We start from the raw sequence: 25,340 nt of genomic DNA on the forward strand, positions 1-25,340 counted from the left end.
CGGGCTTGCTTTGCTATTCTCTCCGTCGCCCTCGCTGCATTGATTATGGCATTTGAATGCTGTTTGTCAGGGGCAGCAGTCGGCAGACGGATTTTTTCATTTTGGGGCTTGACTTTTAATAGTTAGTCTCCCATATACACAAGGGGCATCCGCAAACCGCAGATGCCCCTTGTTACATATTAAGACTACAATATATAGGTTTCGTTTATTCAGTTAGTACAGCATTCAGAGAAAAGAGGTATTCTATGCGCTCTCAGTTCACTTCGTATGAGCAGCTTCCCATCACTCTGACAGCCGATCATGTCGCTGCTGCGCTGGGCATCTCCCGCGCCAACGCTTACATCCTGCTCCGTTCGGACGGCTTTCCCACGCTCCACATCGGTAAGCGGATGGTCGTACCCAAAGACCGTTTTCTTCAGTGGATCACGGACAGCGTAAATGGCTGATCTGACATCCTTGATTCAAGAGGTTTCTTTTTCTATACTATTCCCGAAACGACTTGACATCAGGAAGGAGGCAATATGCCAAGCAAACGTTCACACGGCGAGGGTACGCTTCGCCACCGCAGCGATGGTCGCTGGGAATTACGTATGATGGACGGCTACCAGAAAGATGGTTCGCCGCGCTTCAAGACCTTCTATGGCAAGACTCAGAAGGAGGTCAAGCTCAAACTGAAAGAGTATCAGGATGCGCTTATCAGCGGTGTCCAGCTGGACACGATCCTGTACTTTGAGGATTGGGCTGATACATGGTTCGAGGGTCACAAGGATAATATCGCTCCCACGACACAGGAAAGCTACAAATACTGCCTGAAAATGCTCAAAGAGGGATTTTATCATCGCCCCTTGACCGTCATACGCCCGATCGATATTGAAAACTTCCTGAAAGGGATGCGGCGCGATGGCCGCTCGGATTCTTACATCAGCAAGGCACGAGGGATGCTCTACCAGATCTTTCAAAAGGCAGAAGCCAATGACCTTGTGCGCCGCAACCCGGTCCGGCTTGCTGAAAAGATGCGGGCATCCGGCACCGCAAAACGCAAGGAAGCCTTTACCACAGCGGAAGTCGCACACCTGATGAAGGTACTGCCCGATGACCGCATGGGCTTGAGCATCCGGCTTTTACTCGGCACTGGAATGAGAATGCAGGAACTTCTGGCTTTGGAGCCGCAGTTTATTGAAGAAGATGGCTCTGTCATTCACATCCGGCAGGCAGTAAAGGTCGTAAAAGGTACAGTCAGCATCGGCAGTCCGAAATCCAAAGACAGTATCCGGGATATTCCGGTGCCGCTGAATGTCCGCCCGTGTGCCATCAAGCTGCGGGATACCACCGACCAGTTCATCTGGGAAAGCCCCAAGACCGGCTTGCCCTGCACCCCCACCCATTTCCGGGATGTGTTCCGCAAATCTCTGGAAGAAGCGGGCGATGTCCGCTTGCTCACACCGCACAGCTGCCGCCACACCTATGTATCGCAGATGCAGGCGTTGGGCGTGGATATCCAGACCATCCAGAGCATCGTAGGCCATGCCGACACCGAGATGACTGAACATTATCTCCATGTTCAGGAATCCATTCGGCAGAGTGCGATCCAGTTGTTCAGTGAGGCGTTTTCGGCCTGAAAATTGGATGGAACGGCACTAATTAGACCAGATAAAATCGTTGGCATTGTGGTCAAAATTGTGGTCAAAACCAAATGAGGTCAGCCTATAAACAAAAAAATCCAACGATTTCTAACGTGAAATCGTTGGATTTATGGTCCGAGTGGCGAGAATCGAACTCACGGCCTCTTGAACCCCATTCAAGCGCGCTACCAAAACTGCGCTACACCCGGATATCGACCGCCGCTTCCCTACCGAAGCGTGGCGACAAGAGATATTATACTCAGGCAAGGCCGTTTTGTCAACAGATTTTTCGATTATTTTTGGTTTTTTCTGAGAAAAGTCTGATTTTTACACGGATACGCGCTTTTTTGTTTTTTGCTGTTTTCAGTGTTTTTCCGCTTCTGCGGCGCGCTGCGCACGGTCGCGTTCCAGCAGCGGGCGCAGGTACTGGCCGGTAAAGCTGCCGGGCACGGCGGCCACCTGCTCCGGGGTACCCTCGGCCACGATCTCGCCACCGGCACTACCGCCCTCCGGGCCAAGGTCGATGATATGGTCGGCACACTTGATCAGATCCAGATTATGCTCGATGACGATGACCGTATTGCCCACGTCCACCAGTTTTTGCAGCACCTCGATCAGGCGGTGCACGTCTGCAATGTGCAGGCCGGTGGTGGGCTCGTCCAGAATATACACCGTTTTGCCGGTGCCGCGGCGGGCAAGCTCGTTGGCCAGCTTTACGCGCTGCGCCTCGCCACCGGACAGGGTGGTGGCGCTCTGCCCCAAGGTGACGTAGCCAAGACCCACGTCCAGCAGCGTTTGCAGCTTGCGGGCGATCTTGGGCTGGTTGGCAAAGAACACCACCGCTTCCTCCACGGTCATGTTCAGCACATCCGCAATGGTCTTTTCCTTATACTTTACTTCCAGCGTTTCGCGGTTGTAGCGCGCGCCCTTGCACACCTCGCAGGGCACATATACATCCGGCAAAAAGTGCATCTCGATCTGCAGAATGCCGTTGCCCTCGCAGGCTTCGCAGCGGCCGCCCTTGACGTTGAAGCTGAACCGTCCCGGGCCGTAGCCGCGCATCTTGGCGTCCTGCGTCTGGGAGAATACGGTGCGGATATCGTTGAACACGCCGGTGTAGGTGGCGGGGTTGGAGCGCGGGGTGCGGCCGATGGGCTGCTGATCGATGCCAATGACCTTATCCACGAACTCCAGCCCCTCTACCCCATCGCATTTGCCGGCGCGGGAGCGGGCACCGTTCAGTTCGCTGGCCAGCGTTTTGTACAAGATCTCGTTGATGAGGCTGGACTTGCCCGAGCCGGAAATGCCGGTGACGCAGATGAACTCCCCCAGAGGGAAGCTGACGTCGATGTTGCGCAGGTTATTTTCCCGTGCGCCCTTTACGGTCAGACAGTGGCCGTTGCCGGTGCGGCGGGTCTGGGGCACTGCAATGCGCTTGCGGCCGGAGAGATAGTCGCCGGTAATGCTGCGCTTGGCCTTGCAGATATCCTTTACGCTGCCTGCGGCTACGATCTCGCCGCCGTGCACGCCGGCACCGGGGCCTACGTCCACGATATAGTCCGCGCTGCGCATGGTGTCCTCGTCGTGCTCTACCACGATGACCGTGTTGCCCAAATCCCGCAGGTTTTTCAAGGTAGCGATGAGCTTATCGTTGTCCCGCTGATGCAGGCCGATAGAGGGCTCGTCCAGCACATAGAGCACGCCGGACAGGGCGCTACCGATCTGGGTGGTCAGACGGATGCGCTGGCTCTCACCACCGGAAAGCGTGCCCGCCGCCCGGGCAAGCGTGAGATAATCCAGACCCACACTCTGCAAGAATTGCAGGCGGTTCTTGATCTCCTTCATGATCTGGCCGCCGATCTGCTGCTGCTTTTCGGTGAGGTTCGACTCGTTTTGCTTGATAAATTCCAGCTCGTCCCGGATGGACATCTCACAGAACTGGCTGATGTTCTTGTCCCCGATGGTCACGGCAAGCACCACCGGCTTCAGGCGCTGGCCGTGGCAGTCCGGGCATTCCACGCCGGACATAAAGCTGCCGATTTCTTCCTTCATCCACTCGCTGCTGGTCTCGCGGAAGCGGCGCTCCAGATTTTCCACAATGCCCTCAAAGGTGTTGTAGTACACCCCGCTGCCGAACTCGTTGGTGCGGTGCATCTCGATCTTTTCGCCGTTGGTGCCGTAGAGCAGGGCGTTCACCGCCTCGGTGCTCATCTCCTTGATGGGCGTATCCAGCGTAAAGCCGTATTTTTTGCCAAGACCAAGGTAGTACATCTCGCTCACCGAGCCTTCGGCGTAGTACCAGCCGCTGGCCTTGATGGCACCCTCGCGGATGGAAAGGCTGCGGTTGGGCAGGATGCGATCCTCATCCACCCGCATAAAGGTGCCAAGGCCGGTGCATTTTTCGCAGGCACCCAGCGGGTTATTGAAGGAGAACAGCCGGGGCGACAGGTCGCTGATGGAAATGCCATGCTCCGGGCAGGCAAAGTTCTGGCTGAAGGTCATGCACTCGCCGCCGATGACGTCCACCTCGGCTACGCCGCCGGTGAGCGCCAGCGCCGTTTCCAGCGAATCCGCCAGACGGCTGCGGATGCCCTTGCGCAAAGCAAGACGGTCCACCACGATCTCCACCGTATGCTTGATGTTCTTTTCCAGACTGATCTCCTCGTCCAGATCATACAGGTTGCCGTCGATTTTCACGCGGGCGTAACCGGCGCGGCGGGCGGCATCCAGCTCCTTTTGCTGGGTGCCCTTGCGCTGGCGCACCACGGGGGCTAAAATCTGGAACTTGGTGCCCTCCTCCAGCTTGAGGACGGCATCTACCATCTCGTCCACGGTCTGCTGGCTGATGACCCGCCCGCACACCGGGCAGTGCGGCACGCCGATGCGGGCGTACAGCAGGCGCAGATAATCGTAAATTTCAGTCACAGTGCCCACGGTGGAGCGGGGGTTGTGGCTTGTGGTCTTTTGGTCGATGGAGATGGCCGGCGAAAGACCGGTGATCTCGTCCACGTCCGGCTTATCCATCCGCCCCAGAAACATCCGGGCGTAGCTGGAAAGGCTTTCCACATAGCGGCGCTGACCGTCGGCATAGATGGTATCGAAAGCCAGACTGGACTTGCCCGAACCGGAAAGGCCGGTCATAACGATCAACTTTTCCCGTGGGAGGGTCAGGTTGATATTTTTCAGGTTGTGCTCGCGGGCACCCTTGATGATGATTTTATCGTTTGCCAAGGTATTTTCTCCCTTTTCGTTGTGTCTGTGCATGGTTCTGTTTGCGTTCGGTCTCGGCGGCGGAGTCCACGGTGGGGTTTTCGCCCCGGCGCAGACGGTCGATCTGATCCCGCAGGAAGGCTGCGTGCTCAAATTCCAGCAGCTTCGCAGCCTCCTTCATCTCCCGGGTCAGGCGCTCGATGGCAGCTTCCCGCTCCATCTTGCCCATGCGGCGGGTGTTGCGCTTGGCGTTTTCGGCCTTATCGCTGATCTCGATGCTGTCAGCAATGGCCTTGACGATGGTCTTGGGCACGATGCCGTGTTCCTCATTATAGGCCATCTGGATGGCGCGGCGGCGCTCGGTCTCGGTGATGGCGCGCTCCATGCTGTCGGTCACCACATCAGCGTACATGATGACCATGCCCTCCGCGTTGCGGGCGGCGCGGCCGATGGTCTGGATCAGGCTGGTCTCGCTGCGCAGAAAGCCCTCCTTGTCGGCATCCAGAATGGCCACAAGGCTCACCTCCGGCAAATCCAGACCTTCGCGCAGCAGGTTGATGCCCACCACCACGTCGATGCTGCCCAAACGCAGATCCTTGATGATCTCCATCCGCTCAAAGGTATCCACCTCGTGGTGCATATACTTGACCTTGATCCCCTGCTCGGTGAGGTAATCGGTGAGATCCTCGGCCATCTTTTTGGTCAGGGTGGTCACAAGCACCCGCTCCTGCCGCTGGATGCGGGCGTTGATCTCGCCCAGCAGGTCCACCACCTGCCCTTCCACCGGGCGCACCGAGATGACCGGGTCCAAAAGACCCGTGGGACGGATGACCTGCTGCGCCACCTGTGAGCTGTTCCGGCGCTCGTACTCGCCGGGGGTGGCGGAGACAAAGATCATCTGGTTGAGCTTGGACTCCACCTCCTCAAATTTCAGGGGGCGGTTATCAAAGGCGGACGGCAAACGGAAACCGTATTCCACCAGCGTTTTTTTGCGGGCGTAGTCGCCGCCGTACATGGCGCGCACCTGCGGCAAGGTGACGTGGCTCTCGTCCACGAAGAGCAGAAAATCCTCCGGGAAATAATCCAGCAGGGTGGTGGGCATACTGCCCGGCGCACGACCGGACAGCACTGCCGAGTAGTTTTCGATGCCCTTGCAGATACCCACCTCGTTCAGCATCTCGATATCGTAGTTGGTGCGCTGGGCAATGCGCTGCGCCTCGATCAGCTTGCCCTCGGCGGTGAACTGTTTGACCTGCGCATCGCACTCGGCGCGGATCTTTTCCAGTGCAGCGGCCTTTTTTTCCGCGCTGACGATATAGTGGCTGGCCGGGAAGATAGCAACATGCTTGACCACGTTCTGCTTGGAGCCGGTCAGGGGGTTGAACTCGGTAATGCGGTCGATCTCGTCCCCGAAGAACTCCACCCGGATGGCAAGCTCGCTCATATAGGCCAGATAGATGTCCACCGTATCACCGTGCACCCGGAACTTATTGCGCACAAAATTCACGTCGTTGCGCTCGTATTGCAGGGTGACCAGCTTTTTGCACAACTCATCCCGCTCCATCTGCATCCCGGGGCGCAGACTGATGACCATGCTGCGGTAGTCGATGGGGTCGCCCAGCGAGTAGATGCAGGACACCGAGGCCACAATAATGACGTCCCGCCGCTCGGAAAGTGCCGCCGTAGCCGAATGGCGCAGGCGGTCGATCTCGTCGTTGATAGCGCTGTCCTTTTCAATATAGGTATCGGTGCTGGGAATGTAGGCCTCCGGCTGGTAGTAGTCGTAGTAGCTGACGAAGTACTCCACCGCATTGTTGGGGAAAAACGAGCGGAACTCGGTACACAGCTGCGCCGCCAGCGTTTTGTTGTGCGCCAGCACCAGCGTGGGGCGGTTGCACTGGGCAATGACGTTGGCCATGGTAAAGGTTTTGCCGCTGCCGGTCACGCCCAGCAGGGTCTGGCAGCGGTCACCCCGCTGCACCCCCTCCACCAACTGCGCGATCGCCTGAGGCTGGTCGCCAGTGGGGGCATAGTTCGACACCAGTTCAAATTTTTCCTCTGCCATCGTTTTCTCCCTTCCGTGCGCATAACCACAATCAGTTGTTGCTTCAAGTTGTATTATAGCACGCACATTTTATAATGTAAACAGTTTTTTGTTTTACGGCCAGAACAGCGTGCCGGTCTTGAAATCGTAGATAGGCAGGCGGTTGGCGTCCCGCATGGAAAAATACTCGGTGTCGGTCAGGATAAAGTGGTCCAGCAGGTGCACATTTACCAGTCCCAGCGCCCGGGCAATGCTGCCGGTGGCGTCCATATCCTCCAGCGAGGGCAGCGCCACCCCGTTGGGGTGGTTGTGGCAGAGCACCACGGCGTCCGTGCCGCCCTTGATGGCGGCTGCTACCACATTTTTGATATCCAGACTGACCCGGTCGGAGGTGCCCTCCCGCAGCCAGACGGCGGCGCGCACCCGCTTGCGGCTGTCCAGACTGACCAGCATGGCGCGCTCGTAGTCCGACCACGCAAATTTTGCCATCAGGTAGCTGCCCATCTGCTCGGTAGTCTTGATGCAGCGGGTGGTGCTGGTGCGGCTGCGGCCATAGTACCGGCTGATCTGGGGCAGCAGATGCAGCATCCGGGCAGTAGAGGGGCCTACGCCCTCCACGGTGCACAGTTCCTCCTCGCTGGCCTCCAGCACCGCCGCAAAATCCCCAAACCGATCGATCAGATCGTGGGCGATACCGTTGGTGTCCTTTTGGGCGTTGGTCAGGTAAAGCACATATTCCAGCGCCTCGTGCTCGGCCAGACTGTCCAGCCCGTAGCTTTGCACCCGCTCCCGCATCCGCTGGCGATGTCCCTTGTGCCGTTTATTCTCTGCCATAGCGGTACTCCTTTTTCTATGTTCTTTCCTTATAGTACCCATTTTGCGGCGCAAACACAAGCGTTCTGCAAAAATAACCCGGATTTTGCACCGGAATGCGCGTTGACTTCCCGCCCCGCCTGTATTACTATAAAAGCATAATTCTGACAAAAACGATGAGGATAGCTTTATGAAACAATTTACTGCCACCGCCAACGATGACGGCGTGCGTCTTTCGCGCTTTGTGCAGAGCGTGACCCGCGATTTTCCCACCAGCCTGCTGTACAAGAGTTTCCGCAACAAGCGGGTGAAGGTGAACGGCAAAAAGGCCGCACCGGAGTACCGTTTGCAGGCGGGAGACCTGATCGAGTTGTACATCAACGACGAGTTCTTCCCTCCCGAGGGCGCAAAGCCGGTGCAGAAGGCTGCCCCCAAAAAGCAGCCCAATCAGCCCAAGGTGACGGTCATCTACGAGGACGAAAATCTTGCGGTGCTGTACAAGCCTACCCATCTGCTGTGCCACAGCGACCGCACCGGCGATGCCAATCTGGTGGATGCCTTTACCCAGTACCTGACCCAGAAGGGCGAATACGACCCCCACGGTGAGAACCGCTTCAAGCCCGGCATCTGCAACCGGCTGGACCGCGGCACCGAGGGGCTGGTGATCGCCGCCAAGAATTACGCCGCCCTGCGGGACATGAACGAGATCATCCGCACCGACCTGCTGAAAAAGGAGTACTACACCATCACGGTGGGCATTCCGCAGTCCGGGCGGTTCACCGCATGGTGGGAGCACGACGAGAAAAACAACAAGGTCAGCATCCACGCCCATCAATCGCAGGACGAGCGCCGCAAGCAGATCATTACGGACGTGGACGTGCTGCGCACCGCAGGCCCCTTTGCCCTGTGCAAGATTGGCCTTGTCACCGGGCGCACCCACCAGATCCGCGCTCATCTGGCCTATCTGGGCAAGCCGGTGCTGGGCGATATCAAATACGGCAACCGCAAGATGAACGAGCGTACCGGCACCAAGACGCAGGCACTGTGCGCGGTGCGCATCAGCTTTCTGGATATACCGGAGGAAAACACCCTGCACTACCTCTCCGGCAAGGTCATCAAGCTGAAAGACCCCCAGATCTTACAGCAGTTTGACGCGCTGGATAAAAGCAAAAACGCATAACAATAAGACCGCTGTTTGCAACAACTGCAAGCAGCGGTCTGTTTTTTGCGCTATTTTCTTTTTTGCCCCGTTCACGCCCGGCCGGGCAGCCAGACCGTTGTTTTTGCCCCGCAGGGGGTGTTCTGCCCGAACACTGCCGTGCCGCCATGGGCGGCGGCGATCTGCTGCACTACATACAAGCCAAGGATATGGGGCGCATTTTCGGCAGGCTCCGCAGCGTTCAGTGCCACCAGAACGGCAGCTGGATAGCCGATGCCGTCATCCGCTACGGTCAGGCAGAAGCGCTCCCCTACCCGCCGGGTGTGCACGGTAATGTTCACCGGCTTTGGGTTATGCCGGACGCTGTTGTTCATCAGGTTTTCCAGCAGCCGTGCCAGCAGCGCCTCATCCACCGAAAGCACGGTCTGTTCTGCTGGTTCTTCCTGTTCCAGTGTGATCTCGCAGCGCTCTGCCAGTGGGCTTTCGCAGAACTGCGCCACCAGCTGCCGGAACAGCGGCCCTGCCCGGAGGTCTTTCCGGCGCAGGGGTTGGGCACCGTATTCCAGCTTACTGGTCAGGTTCAGGTCATCAATGAGGGTGCGCAGTTTTTCGCACTGGGTGCGGATGCCGGTCGCTTTCTGCCGGGAGCTGTCCGGCAAAAGTGCATCCTGTTCCAGCTGCTCCGCCCAGCCTAAGATCAGCGCCAGCGGGGTGCGCACGTCATGGCTGACCCCTGCGATCCACTGGGTGCGGGCATTGTCCCGCCGGGAAAGCATCTCATTTTTGGCTTGCAGCTGCGCCCCGGTTTGGTTCAGCTTTTCTGCCAGTTCCCCGGCAAAACCATCCGTAGGCAGTTGAACGGTCTGCCCCTGCGCCAGCGCTTCCAGACCGTTTGCCACGGTCTCCAGCCGCTTTGCCCCCCGCCAGCTCAGCCAGAAGCAGAGCGCCAGACCCAGCAGCAGCATTCCCAGCACTGCTGCCGGGAGCACCCGCACCATGCTCAGGGCAAAGTCCGGTGAGCTGTAAATGCTGTACTTCCACAGGCTCCCCTTTGGCAGCCCGATGACGAACAGTCCATAGGGTTCTGTCCAGCAGAACACCGGGTAATCTGCCAGATACCAGCGGGCAAATTTGGCGATATCGCCGGGAGTGTAGGCATGGTCCAGTTCCTGCGGCAGGCCGTAGCTCCAGCGGATGTTTCCCACATCGTCCAGCACCATCGCCCACTCGTAGCCATTCATCCACTCCTGCGGGGTGCGTTCTGCCCCAAAGGCAAGCCCTTCGGCGGTCTCCACCATGGAATCCGCGATCTCGCTGGAGGAATACTCCCGCTGCGGCAGGCGGCAGCCCTCCTGCCAACCCAGCCAGCCCAGCACCGCAACACCGGAAAACAACAGCAGCAGAACAATGCCCACCGCCGCCAGCACATACCGCCGGATCAGGCGCACAAAGGTTTTCATGTTTCTTCCCCCTTTGTCAGCTTATAGCCAATGCCCCGCACCGTCCGCAGAAACTGCGGCGCACCGGGTTCGGCTTCCAGCTTCTCCCGCAGATGCCGGATATGTACACCCAGACTGTTCTCGTAGCCATAGTAATCTGCGCCCCAGACCGCCGCACAAAGGGCATCGTAGGTAACGATGTGTCCCCGGTTCTCTGCCAATTTCCGCAGCAGCGCCAGTTCGGTAGCGGTCAGCGTCAGTGTTTTGCCCTCCGGCAGGGTAACAATGGCATCATTCAAGTCTACGCACCGCTCCCCCAGCTGCAAAGGTGCCGGTTTTGTACGGGACAGCTCTGCCCGGTACGCCCGCTGCAAAATATGCTGCACCCGCAGTAGCAGTTCCTGCATCAGAAAAGGCTTGGTCAGGTAGTCATCTGCGCCAAGACCCAGCCCAAACAGACGGTCGGCATCCGCGTCCCGTGCGGAGAGGAACAGCGCCGGGACATCCGCTTTTGCCCGCAGCGCCCGGAACAGCGAAAATCCATCCCCATCCGGCAGGTTGATATCCAGGATCATCAGCTCCGGCTGCTTTGCCGCAAAGCAGCCGCGGGCAGCGGCGCAGCTTTGGGCAGTTCTGATATGGCCATATCCTGCGCCCCGCAGCTGCTCACATAGCAGTGCCAGCAGCTCGGCGTTGTCATCCACGATGAGAAGCTTTGCATCATAAACGGTATCCATAAGGGCAGTTCTCCTTTCCCGCCTTTACTATACCACACTTTTTGCGCCGCAGCGGAAAACACCTGCAAATTTAAGGGTAAATTAAGCTGCGCTTCCGGTCAGTTTAAGGCAGCAGGTGTATTCTGGCATCGTTCCGAAAACCATGAATGCGAAAGGAGACCCTTTATGAAACCTGTGATCGAGACCCATGCCCTTTGCAAAAGCTACCATGGCCGTCCGGTGGTGGATCATTTGAACCTGACTGTCCCGGAGGGCTGTGTTTACGGCTTTTTAGGCCCCAACGGTGCGGGCAAATCCACCACTATGAAGATGCTGCTGGGGCTTGTACACCCCACCGGCGGCAGTGTGGAACTGCTGGGGCACACCCTGAACGAAGCAAACCGCATCGCCCTGCTGCGGCAGACCGGCAGTCTGATCGAAGCCCCCTCCGGTTACCTGCATCTGACCGCCCGGGAAAACCTTTCCATCGTGGCTGACCTGAAGGACGTGGGCCGGAAGGACATCAGCCGGGTGCTGGAGATCGTACACCTGACAAAAGACGCTGACCGGAAGGTGGGGCAGTATTCCCTTGGCATGAAGCAGCGGCTGGGCATTGCCATGGCGCTGCTGGGCAGCCCCAAACTGCTGATCTTGGACGAACCTACGAATGGTCTGGACCCGGCAGGCATTCAGGAAATGCGCAGTCTGATCGCTTCCATGCCCCAGACCACCGGAGCCACCGTGCTGATCTCCAGCCACCTGCTGGGAGAAATCGAGCAGATGGTGGATCAGGTGGGCATCTTGAACCACGGCAAACTGCTGTTCGAGGGCTCCTTGCAGCAGTTGCAAAAGCACAGCCGGGGCGGCATTCTGCTGCGGGTGCTGGACGCACCCAAAGCCACAGCCGTCCTGCAGCAGCAGGGAGTAAAAGCCGCTGCACCGGCAGACCAGCCGGACACCCTGCAGCTTCCCCCGCTGCCGGACGAAGCGCTGGCGGCGCTGGTCTGTACCCTTGCCGAAAGCGGCGTGGGTGTGGTGGGACTGACTGCGCAGACAAAGAGCCTTGAGGACATCTTCCTCAGCCTGACCCAGACCAGCGGGGAGGTGGCATAAGATGGCAGCTTTCCGTGCAGAACTGCAAAAAGCCCACCGTCGGCACGACCTTGCTCTCTGCCTGCTCATCCCCGGCATTATCGTGCTGTGGGTGGGCGGCCTTGCCCCGGCAGACCCGGAGGAGCTCGCCAACGGTTACAGCGCCCTGCTTTACAGCCTGCCCGTCATTGAAGCCATTCTGATGCCGGTGATGATGGCAGTGCTGGCCTCCCGGCTGTGGGATATGGAGATCAAAGGCAACACCGCCAAGCTGCTCTACACCCTGCAGAGCCGCCGCAGCCTGTTTGCAGGCAAGGCGGTCTTTGGAGTGCTGGAGGTGCTGTTGGTCACGGTGCTGGAGCTGGCCTGTGTTCCGGTGCTGGGGCGTGTCCATGGTTATACCGAAGCCTTTCCCACTGGGCAGCTATGCTATCTGTTCGTCTGCACGCTGGCTGTGGACGCAATGCTCTTCTTTGGAGAATTTCTGCTGATGCTGTGGGTAGGCAATCCCCTGCCGGCGCTCTGCGTGGGCATTGTAGGGGCGCTGGTAGGGCTGTTCTCTGCCTTTATGCCGCCGCTTGCCAGTTATTTTGTGCCCTTTGGGTACTACATCCCTCTGAGCGCCTACGAAGTGGCGAACTGGGACAAGGCCACCCACACTGTCACCTACGGCACCCGCTCCTTCAACTGGGGGCTGCTGGCCTTTACCCTTGCGCTGGGCGCTGTGCTGTTTGCCCTTGCGTGGCGCAAGGTACAGGACGAGGAGGTATAAAACCATGCTGAAACGCTGCATTCTTGCGGAGAACCGCAAACTCCACGCATCCCCCATCTGGGCAATGTTCTTTGTTCTGCCCATTCTTTCGGCCACCTACGGCACCTTCAATTATCTGCAAAATCTTGAGATCCTCACCGACGGCTGGTATAGCCTGTGGACCCAGCACACCCTGTTTTATTCCATGCTTTTCTTCCCTGCCATGGTAGCCACCTATGCTGCCTACTTGTGGCGGCTGGAACATCTGGGGCACAACTGGAACCTTATCATGGCAAGCCCTGTACCGCCGCTGGACCTGTTTGCAGCAAAGTTTGCGGTGGTGACAAAGCTGGCGCTTCTGACCCACGGTTTTGTGTTTGCACTGTTCGTGTTCTGCGGCAAGGTATTTGCCCATCTGCCCGGGCTGCCGCCGGTCACCTTACCTCTGTTTTTACTGCGGGGACTGCTGGGTGCGTTGGCTGTCATTGCCGCACAGCTGGTGCTGGCCATGGTCATCCGCAGCTTTGCCGTGCCCATTTTTCTGGGGCTGCTGGGCGGCATTACCGGCATCTTTATCAGCTCCAAGGGTCATGGGTTGTTGTGGCCCTATTCCCTGATGCAACTCGGAATGAACTCCAACAGAAGTGCGGATGCTCTGGCTGGCAGCTACGGGCTGTTTGCCTTCAGCTGCATCTTCTGGCTGGGGACGATGTTCCTTCTGGCATGGCTGCTTTTACGCCGGGAAGATGTGCGGGCGTAAGGCACGGCAGCGCGCATGACGATTCCAAAAAATAACCCTGTGACACAATTTTCGCATCGTTGACAGACAGAAAAAACCTCCCCATGCAGGTTTCCTGCACGGGGAGGTTTTGTTATATGGGAATAGTGATTCTGCCTCAGCGCTTATACTTTGCAGCAGTCTGCAAACGCTGCATGGCACGGTCCAGCGCGATCTTGCTCTGGTAATATTCGTGCATGCTCTGCTTATGCTGCAAGCGTTCCTCAGCGCGGATGCGGGCGGCCTCGGCACGGTTCTTGTCGATGTCCTCCGGGTTCTCGGCGCTGTCCACCAGCACCATCACATAGGCGGGGGTCACCTCAGCAATGCCATCGCCCACCAGCACATCCCGGGCTTTGCCGTCCACTACAAAGTGGAGGATGCCCATGTGCAGCGCCACCAGAACCGGGTTATGCCCGGCCTGTACGCCGTAGATGCCATCGCTGATGGGCAAGGTCAGATCCTCGCAGTCACCCTGATAGAACTCGCCGCTGGACGCTGTGATGCTCAGCATGAACTTGTTCATCAGACGGCACCGCCCTTTTCCTCAGCCAGCTTCTTTTCTGCCTTTTCGCGCGCTTCCTCCAGCGTACCGACGTTGAAGAATGCCCACTCCGGCAGGTCGTCGGCCTTGCCGTCCACAATGGCGGCAAAGCTGCGCACGGTGTCCTTCAGGGGCACATACTTGCCCTTGAGGCCGGTAAAGTTCTCGGCCACGGCAAAGGGCTGGGACAGGAATTTCTGCAGCTTGCGGGCGCGCATGACGGTCAGCTTGTCGTTCTCGTCCAGCTCGTCCATGCCCAGAATGGCAATGATGTCCTGCAATTCCTGATAGCGCTGCAGAATGGACTGCACCTTGCGAGCTACGCGGTAATGCTCCTCGCCCACGATGTCCGCCTCCAGAATGCGGGAGGTGGAGGCCAGCGGGTCCACAGCCGGGTAGATGCCCTGCTCCACGATCTTACGGGACAGCACGGTGGTGGCGTCCAGATGGGCAAAAGTGGTGGCAGGGGCGGGGTCGGTCAGGTCGTCGGCGGGCACATAAACGGCCTGCACCGAGGTGATGGAGCCGTCCTTGGTGGAGGTGATGCGCTCCTGCAGAGCGCCCAGCTCGTTGGCCAGCGTGGGCTGGTAGCCCACGGCAGAGGGCATACGACCCATCAGAGCCGAGACCTCACTGCCGGCCTGCACGAAACGGAAGATGTTATCAATGAACAGCAGCACGTCCTTGTGGGTCTCCTCACGGAAGTACTCTGCCATGGTCAGGCCGGTCTCGGCCACGCGCATACGGGCTCCCGGGGGCTCGTTCATCTGACCAAAGACCAGTGCGGTCTTGTCCAGCACGCCGGAGGCGTTCATCTCGCCCCACAGGTCGCAGCCCTCGCGGGAGCGCTCGCCCACGCCGGTAAAGATGGAGTAGCCGCCGTGCTCGGTGGCCACGTTATGGATCAGCTCCTGAATCAGCACAGTCTTGCCCACGCCGGCGCCGCCGAACAGGCCGATCTTGCCGCCCTTGGCGTAAGGAGCCAGCAGGTCGATGACCTTGATGCCGGTCTCCAGAATCTCAGTTGCGGGCTTCTGCTCTGCAAAGCCGGGTGCCTTGCGGTGGATGGGCCAGTGCGGCAGCTCGTCCACAGCACCCTTGCCGTCAATGGGGCGGCCCAGCGGGTCGAACATACGGCCCAGTGTGCCCTCGCCCACAGGGGCGGTCAGGCCGTGGCCGGTAGCTTCCACCGGCATACCCTTGCCCAGACCCTCGCTGGCAGAAAGCATGATGCAGCGCACCGTGGTCTCGTTGACGTGCTGCGTCACCTCCATGGTGCGCTCGGTGCCCTCTGCGGTCACGGTAAGCGCCTCCTGCAGGGCAGGCAGCCTGCCGGCGGTGAACTGCACATCCACCACGGGGCCTGCTACGCGAATAATAGTTCCCTGTATCATTTGGATTGCCTCTTGTCAAATCTTGTTTGTCCAACGAACTCTCTCCGTCATCGTTGCGCGATGCCAGCTCCCCCGAAGGGGAGGCTTTTATCTGCGTCGCCGTCAGGCGTGACGGAGAGGGTTTTCCTTTATTATGTCCGGTCCTGCACGGCAGCTGCGCCGCCGATGATCTCGGTGATCTCCTGTGTAATGGAGCCCTGACGGGTGCGGTTGTATTCCAGCTGCAGGTCCCGGATCATATCATTGGCGCTCTTGGTAGCAGAATCCATGGCGGTCATGCGGGCGCTCTGCTCGGCGCAGAAGCTCTCGGTCATGGCACCAAAGATCATGCCGTGCATATAGATGGGTGCGATCTGCTCGAACACTGTCCATGCGTCCGGCACCAGTTCCACCTCGCCCTTGGGGTCGCCCAGACCCTTGGGAGCAGGCTGCAAAAACCGCCGGTCCAGCGGCAGCAGACGCTCCATGACAGGCTCACTGGTAAGAGCGTTCTGGATCTTGGTGTAGACGATGTAGATCTCGTCCAGCTTGCCGGACTTGAAGTCGTCAATGGCGTCTACCGTGATGTCGCGGGCACGCTGCAAAGTGGGTGCGGTTGCGCTATAACGGAACTCCTCCACAAGGCGGGGGTCCCGGTGGCGCAGGGCGCGGTAACCCACCTGACCGATGACATAAAAGCGGTCGTTGGGGTCTGCGTGCTCCCGCAGAAACTTGAGCAGGTTCTGGTTATAAGCACCTGCCATGCCCTTATCGGCAGTAAGCACCAAATACGCCCGCCGGGGGTTTTCCAGATTCCGCTCATGGAAGAAGGGGTGCTCCGGCTCCTCCGGCAGATGCGGCACAACACGGGAGATGGTATCCCGCATACGGTTGAAGTAAGGGGACACATTCTGGTAGTTCTGCCGTGCCTTGCGCAGCTTGGACGAAGAGATCAGGTACATGGCATTGGTGATCTTCATGGTGTCCTGAATGCTCTCGATGCGCTCCTTCAGCAGCTTACTGGACGACATGGTCATTGCCTCCCGCATAAGCTTTCCAAGCGTTCAGGATGGCATCCACCCGGTCGGGCTCCAGCTTGCCGTCGGCATCGATCTTCTGCATGGTGCCGGAGACGTCTGCGCGGAACTGCCGCACAAAGGCAGCGGTCTTTTCCCGCTGCTCTGCGGTGGGCAGAGTGTCCAGCAGGCCGTGGGAAGCCAGCACCAGAATGACCACCTGCTCGGCATCGGACTTGGGCTGGCACAGCGGCTGCTTGAGCATTTCCATCAGTGCCTTGCCGTGCTCCAGCTGACGGCGGGTCTCGGCGTCCAGATCGGAGCTGAACTGTGCAAAGGATTCCATCTCCTTATACTGTGCCAGCTCGATACGCAGGTTTGCATTGGCCTTTTTCATGGCCTTGGTCTGGGCAGCGCCGCCCACACGGGACACCGACAGACCCACGTTGACAGCCGGACGGTTGCCGGCGTTAAACAGGGCGCTCTCCAGGAAGATCTGACCGTCGGTGATGGAGATGACGTTGGTGGGGATGTAGGCCGAAACATCGCCGGCCTGCGTCTCTACGATGGGCAGTGCGGTGATAGAGCCGCCGCCCAGATCATCCCGCATACGGCAGGAGCGCTCCAGCAGACGGGAGTGCAGGTAGAACACATCGCCGGGGTAAGCTTCACGGCCCGGGGAGCGGCGCAGCAGCAGCGAGATGGCACGGTAGGCCACCGCGTGCTTGGACAGATCATCGTAAACGATGAGTACGCTCTTGCCCTTGGCCATGAAGTACTCGGCCAGTGCAGTGCCCGCATAGGGAGCGATGTACTGCAGCGGGGCAGAATCCGACGCGGTAGCTGCCACGATGGTGGTATAGCTCATAGCGCCATGCTTTTTCAGATCCTCAGCCACGCGGGCAATGGAGGAAGCCTTCTGACCGATGGCGACATAGATGCACAGCACATCCTTGTCCTTCTGGTTCAGGATGGCGTCGGTGGCAATGGAAGTCTTACCGGTCTGGCGGTCGCCGATGATCAGCTCACGCTGACCGCGGCCGATGGGGAACATGGAGTCGATGGCCAGAATACCGGTGTGCAGCGGGGTGTCCACGCTCTGGCGCTCCAGAATACTGGGTGCCTGCTTCTCAATGGGGTTGTAGCCCTCAGCCTCAATGGGGCCTTTGCCGTCGATGGGCTCGCCCAGCGGGCTGATAACACGACCCAGAAAAGCATCGCCCACCGGGATGCCGGCGCGCTTGCCGCTGCGGGTGACCATGGTGCCCACACCAACGGTCTCGGCACCATCGAACAGCATAACGCCCAGCTGCTCGGGCTCTACGCTTTCCACCATGCCCTTGGCACCGTTTTCAAAGGTGACGATCTCGCCGTACACAGCACGGTTCATGCCGTCAATGTGCACGATGCCATCGGCGGAGGAGATGACCACGCCGCCCTCTGCGGAGGTCTCGGCGGGCTTGTAGTCCTCGATGCGGGTCTTGAGGGTAGCCAGCGAGGGCTTGCCCTCCATCATTTTGTCCAGCTGATGACGGCCGGAATTGTCGAACACGCGGTCGCCCACCTGCAGGACATAGCCGGAAAGCAGGCTCTCGTCCACGGTGATATTCAGGATGACTTCCGTGGCGTCATACAGCTTTTTGATCTCCGACTTGATGCGGTCCAGATCTTTTTCGCGGAGTTTATGGGCGCAGCGCAGGCTGGCCTTGACGATGCGGTTATCCGCAAAAAATTCACGACTGAATTCAGTTGCCATTGCCTGCACCTGCTTTCTGCAGCAGATCGTCCAGCAGCTGATCATCATCCTGGGCGGTCAAATTATGTTTCAAAAGCTTTTCGCACATGGAGCGTGCCAGTGCCGTAGCCTGTGCATCTGCTTCCCGCAGCTTGTTCTGGCGCTCGATCTCCACAGCAGCCTTACCGGCAGCCACGATCTCATCGGCCTGCTTCTGCGCGTCGGCCAGCAGCTGCTGCTTTTCCACCTCGGCCTGCTTTTCGTAGGCTTCGCGGCGGGCTGCGGCTTCGTTGTCCACATTACGCAGCTTGTCCTGCGCGGTCGTAAGTGCTGCGGCGGCCTCGGTCTTGGAGGTCTGTGCCGCTGCAATGTCTGCCTCGATCGTCTTCTGGCGCTGATCCAGCACGTTCTGGATGGGCTTGAACAAAAACTTGCGCAGCAGCACATACAGGATCAGGACATCCACCACGGTCCACAGCAGGTTCAAATCCAACTTCAGCATTCGTCCACGCCTCCGTTACTGGCCCAGGAACAGGATGATCAGCAGTGCAACGACGAAGCCGAAAATTGCGGTACCTTCTGCCAGAGCAGCGCCCAGCAGCAGGTTCGTCTGGATCTTGCCGGAAGCCTCCGGCTGGCGGGAGATGGCCTCCGTTGCCTTACCCGTTGCAATACCAATGCCAATACCGCCGCCAATGCCGGTCAGCGCTGCAATGCCAGCGCCCAGAGCTACCAAACCACTCATAGTTCTATCTCCTTTGTAATTACAGTTTTAAATGTGTTGTTTATTCCTCGCCGCCGATGCTCTCTTTCATGAACAGTGCGGTCAGGAACACGAAAACATAGGTCTGGATCAGACCATCGAACAGGTCAAAATACAGGCTGAACACCGCCGGGACGAACACCGGCACCACCAGCTTGAGCAGTTCCATGATAACGAACGCGCCCAGCACGTTGCCGAACAATCGCATGCACAGACTGGTGGGGCGAATGGCGATCTCGAGGATGTTCATAGGGGTCATGATGGGGGTAGGGGCTGCAAGGCTCTTAAGAAAGCCCGCGCCGCCCCGGGCACGAACGCCTGCATACTCGATAAGCACGATGCTCATCAGCGCCAGCGCAGCAGTCACATCCAGATCCTTTGTGGGGGGCTTTACGCCGAACACACCGATCACGTTGGAGCAGGCAATGTACAGCGCCACGGTCATCAGGTAGGGCACATAGCGGCTGCCCTCCTTGCCCAGCAACCCTTCAAAGAAGTTTTTGCCAAGGGAGTACAGCGCTTCCAGTGCTGCCTGACGCTTGCTGATGTGATCCACCTTCAGGTTGCGGGTAAGCAGGATGGAGCCCACCACCAGCAGCAGCATGATCACCCAGCTGATGACCACCGATTCCGGGATCTGCAGCGAGCCGACCTTAACATACTCCACAGTGAGCTCTTCCATCAGAGCCTGCGTCAATTTGTTCATTTGCTTTTCCTCCTTCCTGCAGGGATAGGGGTCTGCGGGCGGGAGCCGGGTGTGCGCCAGATCCCCGGCCGAGGATCTGTCGCACACCTTTGCTCCGCGCCCCTTCACACCTTCTTATCGCGCGAAGAAAAGACTGTGCACCGTGAAAAAAGCAAGGAAGGCGCTGCCTGAATGCTATCTGCGCCCTCCCCTTTCTTTTTCGGTTTCGTCTTTTTTCGTTGTGTATAATAGTACGATTGCACAAAATTGGCAAGGGTATTTGTGCACATTCTACATTTTATCCGGTAGCATTGCACCAGCAAAACAAAACTGTTGTACAGAGTGCACAATTGCAAGTTAATAAAGCATATAATCTGTACAATCTTCTTGGATTTATCCAGTGCTTTGCAGGCGTATTCTGCCGGTTTTGGGAAATATTTCCGCAAAAATAGCCGTACCGTATAGCTTTTATATATCAGGTATATAAAAAACGTATAGGTATCTTCCCCGGTATGTTTGGACGGCATCTTATGTATATTCTTTATACATATTTATTATAGAATCGCAGCCAGACCGCCTTACATAGCCTGCTTTTCCCCGCGGCAGAACACCAGCCGGAAGATGGCACGGGCAAGCGGGCCGCAGTACAACATCTGCCAGCACAGCGCCATGGGCATATTGCAGCCCCAAGTATGTACCCACATCCCAAAGCTCGGCTCTTTGAACAGCAGCGTTGCGACCAGACTCATCACCGGGCACATGATGCACACAATCATCAGCGAGATGGCGTAGGTGATGAACTGCGGGCGGTCTGTGGGGCGCATAAACAGGAATGCCAGCTTCGTGGCCAGCTTTTCCACCACAAAAAATTCCAGCACAAAGGCTACCGGCACCATGATCGGCATTTCGTGCAGAGCCATAACAAAAGTAGCATTGGTCACGCCGTTTGTGTTCAACGCCACATTGTAGACGATCATGCCATAGACCATGATAGCGGCCATGACAATGGTAAAGAAGATGCGTTCCGGTAAAGTTTTAGGCATTTTGATTGATTCTCCATTTCTTTTTTATGCAAATTTTTGCCGCAAAAAAGCCGCCCCGCGAAACTTTCATCTCGCGGGGCGGCGGCGACTACCATTCATTGACGCTATTTTAGCACAAATAAAGCCGGCGCATAATACCTTGCGGGCACTTTCTCCCCTTTTGTGGAAAATCCTTCACAAACGACCCGGAACTTCTGGGCAATTTTTCCGCACGGCCGCAGACTTTAGCATTGCACAAAAACAAAGTCCATTCTTTGTGCGGTCTGCCAATAGACAAAACGTGCATCTTCCTGTATAATTAAGCCAGAAACCAGAGAGGTACAGCAGAAGCTCAAAAGAGAGTTACTCCCGCTGACTTTAAGAAGAAAGGAGCGAAGACCGATGGTTGATATGGAACCCGCACAGCAGGGACAGGCTGTCGGGGTTCGCTGAGAAGCAAAACAGAGGCTCACCACAAACGGGATGTTTCCCCCGTATAAAAACACAAAAACAGAGCCAGTCTTGAGCATCAAAAATGCGATAACACGACAACCTGTCGATTCAATTCTTCCCCAGAGCGTTCAGATAGATCCGCTGGAGATGATTCTTATGAAAGTATCAATGATCCGGAGAACCTTATTTGAATAGCTGAAAAGGAGTTCTACCAATGTACTAAGTAAGACGTTTCCCTTGCAAATCTAACTCGAAAGAATGTGGTAATATGAAATTCATCCTCATGAACCGTTTGCCGCAGTCCAACAGTTGAGAAAAGGGTCAGTCCAATGTACAGTTGATTTTCATCCCCTTGCAAAGTACCTAAATTCTGAAGAAACGTTTCTAAGGAGAGTCACCCTATGAAACCCGTATTCCGAAAATGAGGTCACCAAGGAGAAGAGGCTTATGACTCCGAAGAAGTAAGTATCCAGCCGGACGAGGGCTTGCAACCGCCTCGTCCGGCTGGTTTTGTTTTATGTTGTTTCAACAAATAGTTGATGCGCAATTTATGCAAAATTTACGCAGGAAGGTTGAATACCGTCCTTGTGTTTTCGCTCTCCTATGTTATAATATGGTAAAAGATGGGAGGTGTATTTTATGCAGCTGGCGTTTGGCTGGTACAACATTATTGAACTCTTGTTCTGCCTTGTGGCGCTGTGGATGGGCATCCGCGACCTGCAGGGCAAAGACCCGCTGATCCACACCTTTTTCAACAAATATGACAGCGACCCGGAATACCGCGCCATGTGGCAGAAGAAAAACGGCGTGTGGGAGATCTGCAATGCCATTATTTTTGCTTCCCTGCAGTTTCTGGGCAACTTCCCTACCTTGAGCAACTGGGCGCACACCATTGCCCTTGTCGTTGATGCCATCTACCTGATCCTGTATGAAATCTGGGAGCACAGTGCGGACTGAGCCGCCGGGAGGTAAGTACAAATATATGAACCTGAACCTTTCCACTTCAGACTGGCTGAACGTTGCACTGGGCGTGCTATTTTTATACCGCGGCATCCGGGACTTGTACAATGGCACCGGCACCGGTTGGAGCAATGAGGACGAAAAGAACCACTTCCACAGACCCTTCGGCATCCTGTCGCTCCTTTGCGGTGCGCTCTGGCTGGTCAACATTTTTCTACCTAGAGTAGAGCCGCTGCACTCTATTTTGATGGTCGTGACGCTCGTGTTCTGCGTTGCGTTGCTGATCTCACATCTGTGCTATACCCTGAGCAGGGACGACAAAAACAAAAAGTGAGGGGTTTTTATGGAAGTTATCTGCGCAATTTTAGTCGCGCTTTTCGGCATCGGGTTCGGTATTTTTATGGCGCTGCAGCCGGAGGATGCCATTGCCCTAAGCTCCCGCAGGCGGTACACGCAGGTGCCCGAACCTACGGAAGAGTACATCCGACTGACCCGGCTGGAGGGCATCGTAGTTTCGGTGCTCAGTGCCGTGCTTCTGGTGGTGCTGCTGTTCGCACCCACGTAAGACTTTCCTGTTTCCTCTTGCGGATTTTTTCTCATCCTGTTACAATGAGAAAAAACGCAGGAGGTTTTTTGTTATGGTCAAGCACGTTATTCTCTGGCAGCTGAAGGACGAGCTGTCCACCGAGGAAAAGGCCGCCGTCAAGGCTGGCATCAAGGAGGGTCTGGAAAGCCTTTCCGGCAAGATTCCGGGGCTTGTGGACATCCACGTCAACATTGATGCTCTCCCCTCCTCCAACGCAGACCTGATGCTGGACACCACCTTTGAGAGCGCCGAGGCGCTCAAGGGCTACTCCACCCACCCGGCACATGTGGCAGTGGCAAACAGCAAGGTGCGTCCCTACTACAAAAACCGCGTCTGTCTGGACTACGAGGTGTAAGGCAGCAAGGCCGGAGGATGATTCAAGCTGCCCTCCGGGATTCCATTTTATGGAATGAACTTACGCAAAAAGGGTCATTGCACGGTTTGTGCAATGACCCTTTTACTATCAGGCGATGCTGAACTTACTGAACGAACTCCACGGTGTACTCAAAGCCGTACTCTTCCTGCAGCTTCTTGACCTCAGGCTCGCAGTCCTCGATGAAGGTGGGAGCGTAAACAGAAGCGCCGTTGTGTGCCTTCTTGTAGTCCTCCACGATCTGCTGCAGCTTTGCCCAGCCCTCGTTGGCCTTGTTCTGGTCGATGCTGTCGGGGAAGTTGATGATGAACTCGCGGTGTTTGGGAATACGTGCCTTCATAATAGTGATCTCCTTATTCTTATCGTTTTCAATAAATCAGCTTTTTATTCAGAAGCGGAGCGCTTTGCCCCGCGACCTGCGGAAAAACGGTTACAGCCCGAACACCCGGCGGGCGTTTGCGGCGGTGGTGCGGAACACCTCTTCCGGGGCAAGCGCCTTGCGCTGGGCGATGTATGCGCCCACATAGCGGATGAGAGAGCTGTCGCAGCGGGTGCCGCGCACCGGCTCCGGTGCCATGTAGGGGCAGTCGGTCTCCAACACGATGGCGTCCAGCGGCAGGGCGTCAATAGCCTTGGCTGCGCGCTTGGCACCGTTGAAGGTGCAAGCGCCGCCAAAACCGATGTACAGTCCCTGCGCTGCCAACTGCACGGCATCCTCGGCGCTGCCGGAATAGCAGTGCACGATGCCCTTGGGGCGGTACTTTTTAAGCAGGGCGTAGACGTCTGCGTGCGCCTGCCGGTCGTGCACGATGATGGGCTTGTCCAACTCCAACGCCAGCCGGATCTCGGCTTCAAACAGCGCCAGCTGGGCGTCCTTGGGCACGGGCCAGTGGTAGTCCAGCCCGCACTCCCCTACCGCTACCACCTTGGGGTCGTCGTAGTAGGGCATCAGCGCCCGCATCTCAGCAGCCCAGTCGCCGCCATACACCGACACCGTGGGCGCTGGGCCTTCCTCGCCGCAGTCGGCGGCGGGCAGCAGGCTTTCCGGGTGGATGCCGATGGCTGCCACCACCCATGGGTAGCGGTGCGCCAGCTCCAGCACCCGGGGCGCATCCCCGGAGTGGGTGGCCTGCTCGCACACGCCTACCACGCCCTTGTCGGGCAGGCTGTCCAGCAGCGCAAAGCGGTCGGCGTCAAAGGCGCGGGAACTGTAATGGGCGTGGGTGTCAAAAATAGGTCCGGTCATACCTTCTCCTTTTGGGCGGGGGCTTTGTTCACCAGCCAGATGCCCACGCACACGAACACCAGCGCCGCAAGATACTGCCAGCGGAACAGCGGTTCTCCGTTGAGCACGGCGCTGAGCAGCACGTTGACCACCGGGTTGACGAAACCAAAGATGGCGATGCGGCTGACCGGGTTGTTTTTCATCAGCAGCGCCCACAGGATATAGCCTGCGCCGCAGATGAAGGCCAGATACAGCATGACCACCGCAGCCAGTGCGCTTTGCACATGGAGACGGCCGCCCATGACAGTGCCCAGCACAAACAGTGCCAGCCCACCCACAAACAGGTTCAGGAAGCAGACAGCAAAGCTGTCGGCCTTTTTGGTGACCGACTTGTTCCACGGGCCGGACAGAGTGAAGATGACGGTCGCCGCCATCATACAGAACACGCCCCAGCCGCTGCCGCTGCCGTGGTTGCCAATCGTACCGATAAGCACTCCGGCAAAACCCACAGCGCAGCCCAGCGTTTTTGCCGGGGTCATGCGGTCCGCATTGCCGTAGATAAAGTGGGCAAAGATGACGCCCAAAAAGCTTTGGGTGCTGTTCAGGATGCCGCCAAACGCGCCGGTGAGCATGGCCACGGCGATATAGTAGAACGCATACTGTGCCGTGGTCTGCCACAGTCCCAGCGCGCAGCACTCGGCTGCTACCCTGCCCCGGGGCAGGCGAGGTGCCTTTCCCTGCAGCAGAATGCTGCCCAGCAGCACCAGCACGCTGCCCAGCATGAACCGCACCCCTGCAAAACAGAAGATGGAGGCGGTGTTGCCGGAGTCGATGGAGAACAGGCGGTAGCCCAGCTTGATGAACGGAAAGGCCGAGCCCCACAGGACATTACAGAAAATAGCCAGCAGCATGGCGCACACCGGCGTGCCGAAGATCTTATCCAGCTTTGCCGCACGAACGGCTGTATTATCAGACATGATG

General features: G+C 57.6%; 26 protein-coding genes and 1 tRNA gene. 10 read left to right on the forward strand and 17 right to left on the reverse strand.

The window, feature by feature from the left end; all coding sequences use genetic code 11:
* Window positions 1-245: 245 nt before the first annotated feature.
* Together C7J97_RS05215 and C7J97_RS05220 are read left to right on the forward strand one after the other, a co-directional pair.
* Window positions 246-446 carry a helix-turn-helix domain-containing protein gene (locus C7J97_RS05215; protein WP_005927005.1) on the forward strand — a complete coding sequence of 67 codons (201 nt, stop codon included), beginning with the start codon at window positions 246-248 and terminating at the stop codon, window positions 444-446.
* 75 nt (window positions 447-521) lie between these two features.
* A complete protein-coding gene (locus tag C7J97_RS05220) occupies window positions 522-1,619 on the forward strand; it encodes a tyrosine-type recombinase/integrase (RefSeq protein ID WP_242983444.1) in 1,098 nt (365 codons plus the stop codon).
* 134 nt (window positions 1,620-1,753) lie between these two features.
* Here the strand turns inward: C7J97_RS05220 and C7J97_RS05225 are convergent.
* From C7J97_RS05225 to C7J97_RS05240, 4 genes are all read right to left on the reverse strand, one after another.
* Window positions 1,754-1,831: transfer RNA gene (locus C7J97_RS05225), tRNA-Pro, on the reverse strand.
* 154 nt (window positions 1,832-1,985) lie between these two features.
* A complete protein-coding gene (uvrA, locus tag C7J97_RS05230) occupies window positions 1,986-4,886 on the reverse strand; it encodes an excinuclease ABC subunit UvrA (protein ID WP_394371849.1) in 2,901 nt (966 codons plus the stop codon).
* Window positions 4,840-6,897 (reverse strand): excinuclease ABC subunit UvrB, encoded by a 2,058-nt coding sequence (uvrB, locus tag C7J97_RS05235; protein WP_005922217.1) that lies wholly within the window; start codon window positions 6,895-6,897, stop codon window positions 4,840-4,842. The genes uvrA and uvrB overlap by 47 nt, the downstream gene beginning before the upstream one ends.
* Before the next feature lie 93 nt (window positions 6,898-6,990).
* Window positions 6,991-7,710: a JAB domain-containing protein gene (locus tag C7J97_RS05240; RefSeq protein ID WP_055186335.1), complete on the reverse strand. Its 720-nt coding sequence runs from the start codon at window positions 7,708-7,710 to the stop codon at window positions 6,991-6,993.
* Window positions 7,711-7,879: 169 nt separating this feature from the next.
* Between C7J97_RS05240 and C7J97_RS05245 the strand changes: the two genes are divergently transcribed.
* On the forward strand, window positions 7,880-8,869 hold the full coding sequence (locus C7J97_RS05245; protein ID WP_112121486.1) for an RluA family pseudouridine synthase: 990 nt from the start codon (window positions 7,880-7,882) through the stop codon (window positions 8,867-8,869).
* Window positions 8,870-8,940: 71 nt separating this feature from the next.
* Here C7J97_RS05245 and C7J97_RS05250 read toward each other — a convergent pair whose 3' ends face one another.
* Both C7J97_RS05250 and C7J97_RS05255 read right to left on the reverse strand, forming a co-directional pair.
* Window positions 8,941-10,308, reverse strand: coding sequence for a sensor histidine kinase (locus C7J97_RS05250; protein ID WP_113992902.1), 1,368 nt, complete (start codon window positions 10,306-10,308; stop codon window positions 8,941-8,943).
* Window positions 10,305-11,024 carry a response regulator transcription factor gene (locus tag C7J97_RS05255; protein ID WP_113992903.1) on the reverse strand — a complete coding sequence of 240 codons (720 nt, stop codon included), beginning with the start codon at window positions 11,022-11,024 and terminating at the stop codon, window positions 10,305-10,307. Before C7J97_RS05255 ends, C7J97_RS05250 begins: the two co-directional genes overlap by 4 nt.
* A gap of 165 nt (window positions 11,025-11,189) precedes the next feature.
* Between C7J97_RS05255 and C7J97_RS05260 the strand changes: the two genes are divergently transcribed.
* The 3 genes from C7J97_RS05260 to C7J97_RS05270 are packed head-to-tail and all read left to right on the forward strand — an operon-like array spanning window position 11,190 to window position 13,606.
* Entirely contained in the window at window positions 11,190-12,116 is a 927-nt protein-coding gene (locus C7J97_RS05260; RefSeq protein ID WP_113992904.1) for an ABC transporter ATP-binding protein, read from the forward strand.
* 1 nt (window position 12,117) lies between these two features.
* A complete protein-coding gene (locus C7J97_RS05265; RefSeq protein ID WP_113992905.1) occupies window positions 12,118-12,867 on the forward strand; it encodes an ABC transporter permease in 750 nt (249 codons plus the stop codon).
* 4 nt (window positions 12,868-12,871) lie between these two features.
* A complete protein-coding gene (locus tag C7J97_RS05270; RefSeq protein WP_005922233.1) occupies window positions 12,872-13,606 on the forward strand; it encodes an ABC transporter permease in 735 nt (244 codons plus the stop codon).
* A 136-nt stretch (window positions 13,607-13,742) separates the two neighbouring features.
* Here the strand turns inward: C7J97_RS05270 and atpC are convergent, their stop codons facing one another.
* The 8 genes from atpC to C7J97_RS05315 form a co-directional block, all read right to left on the reverse strand.
* Entirely contained in the window at window positions 13,743-14,150 is a 408-nt protein-coding gene (atpC, locus tag C7J97_RS05275) for an ATP synthase F1 subunit epsilon (RefSeq protein WP_005922235.1), read from the reverse strand.
* On the reverse strand, window positions 14,150-15,562 hold the full coding sequence (atpD, locus tag C7J97_RS05280; protein ID WP_005922238.1) for a F0F1 ATP synthase subunit beta: 1,413 nt from the start codon (window positions 15,560-15,562) through the stop codon (window positions 14,150-14,152). The genes atpC and atpD overlap by 1 nt, the downstream gene beginning before the upstream one ends.
* Window positions 15,563-15,693: 131 nt before the next feature.
* Window positions 15,694-16,572 carry an ATP synthase F1 subunit gamma gene (gene atpG, locus C7J97_RS05285; protein WP_015538222.1) on the reverse strand — a complete coding sequence of 293 codons (879 nt, stop codon included), beginning with the start codon at window positions 16,570-16,572 and terminating at the stop codon, window positions 15,694-15,696.
* Window positions 16,559-18,313 (reverse strand): F0F1 ATP synthase subunit alpha, encoded by a 1,755-nt coding sequence (gene atpA / locus C7J97_RS05290; RefSeq protein WP_005922243.1) that lies wholly within the window; start codon window positions 18,311-18,313, stop codon window positions 16,559-16,561. The genes atpG and atpA overlap by 14 nt, the downstream gene beginning before the upstream one ends.
* Entirely contained in the window at window positions 18,303-18,794 is a 492-nt protein-coding gene (locus C7J97_RS05295; protein WP_005922244.1) for an ATP synthase F0 subunit B, read from the reverse strand. Before C7J97_RS05295 ends, atpA begins: the two co-directional genes overlap by 11 nt.
* A 15-nt stretch (window positions 18,795-18,809) precedes the next feature.
* Complete coding sequence (gene atpE / locus C7J97_RS05300; protein WP_005922245.1) at window positions 18,810-19,037, reverse strand: ATP synthase F0 subunit C; 228 nt, start codon at window positions 19,035-19,037, stop codon at window positions 18,810-18,812.
* 40 nt (window positions 19,038-19,077) lie between these two features.
* Window positions 19,078-19,761 (reverse strand): F0F1 ATP synthase subunit A, encoded by a 684-nt coding sequence (locus C7J97_RS05305; protein ID WP_015538221.1) that lies wholly within the window; start codon window positions 19,759-19,761, stop codon window positions 19,078-19,080.
* A gap of 557 nt (window positions 19,762-20,318) precedes the next feature.
* Window positions 20,319-20,783, reverse strand: a complete 465-nt coding sequence (locus C7J97_RS05315; protein WP_113992907.1) for a DUF2798 domain-containing protein — start codon at window positions 20,781-20,783, stop codon at window positions 20,319-20,321.
* A gap of 1,071 nt (window positions 20,784-21,854) precedes the next feature.
* On the opposite strand from C7J97_RS05315, the gene C7J97_RS05320 reads away from it, so the two are divergent.
* The 4 genes from C7J97_RS05320 (at window position 21,855) to C7J97_RS05335 (ending at window position 23,116) form a co-directional block, all read left to right on the forward strand.
* Window positions 21,855-22,172: a hypothetical protein gene (locus tag C7J97_RS05320; protein WP_113992908.1), complete on the forward strand. Its 318-nt coding sequence runs from the start codon at window positions 21,855-21,857 to the stop codon at window positions 22,170-22,172.
* 25 nt (window positions 22,173-22,197) lie between these two features.
* Window positions 22,198-22,509: a hypothetical protein gene (locus C7J97_RS05325; protein ID WP_113992909.1), complete on the forward strand. Its 312-nt coding sequence runs from the start codon at window positions 22,198-22,200 to the stop codon at window positions 22,507-22,509.
* 9 nt (window positions 22,510-22,518) lie between these two features.
* Complete coding sequence (locus tag C7J97_RS05330) at window positions 22,519-22,740, forward strand: DUF6199 family natural product biosynthesis protein (RefSeq protein WP_113992910.1); 222 nt, start codon at window positions 22,519-22,521, stop codon at window positions 22,738-22,740.
* Between the two features lie 73 nt (window positions 22,741-22,813).
* Window positions 22,814-23,116, forward strand: coding sequence for a Dabb family protein (locus tag C7J97_RS05335; RefSeq protein ID WP_113992911.1), 303 nt, complete (start codon window positions 22,814-22,816; stop codon window positions 23,114-23,116).
* A gap of 124 nt (window positions 23,117-23,240) precedes the next feature.
* Here the strand turns inward: C7J97_RS05335 and C7J97_RS05340 are convergent, their stop codons facing one another.
* The 3 genes from C7J97_RS05340 to C7J97_RS05350 form a co-directional block, all read right to left on the reverse strand.
* Complete coding sequence (locus C7J97_RS05340; RefSeq protein ID WP_005922262.1) at window positions 23,241-23,474, reverse strand: hypothetical protein; 234 nt, start codon at window positions 23,472-23,474, stop codon at window positions 23,241-23,243.
* Between the two features lie 90 nt (window positions 23,475-23,564).
* Window positions 23,565-24,380, reverse strand: coding sequence for a TatD family hydrolase (locus C7J97_RS05345; RefSeq protein WP_113992912.1), 816 nt, complete (start codon window positions 24,378-24,380; stop codon window positions 23,565-23,567).
* Window positions 24,377-25,336 carry a DMT family transporter gene (locus C7J97_RS05350; protein ID WP_113992913.1) on the reverse strand — a complete coding sequence of 320 codons (960 nt, stop codon included), beginning with the start codon at window positions 25,334-25,336 and terminating at the stop codon, window positions 24,377-24,379. Before C7J97_RS05350 ends, C7J97_RS05345 begins: the two co-directional genes overlap by 4 nt.
* Window positions 25,337-25,340: the final 4 nt, after the last annotated feature.

The organism is Faecalibacterium prausnitzii (assembly GCF_003324185.1).
Classification (GTDB): Bacteria; Bacillota; Clostridia; order Oscillospirales; family Ruminococcaceae; genus Faecalibacterium; species Faecalibacterium prausnitzii.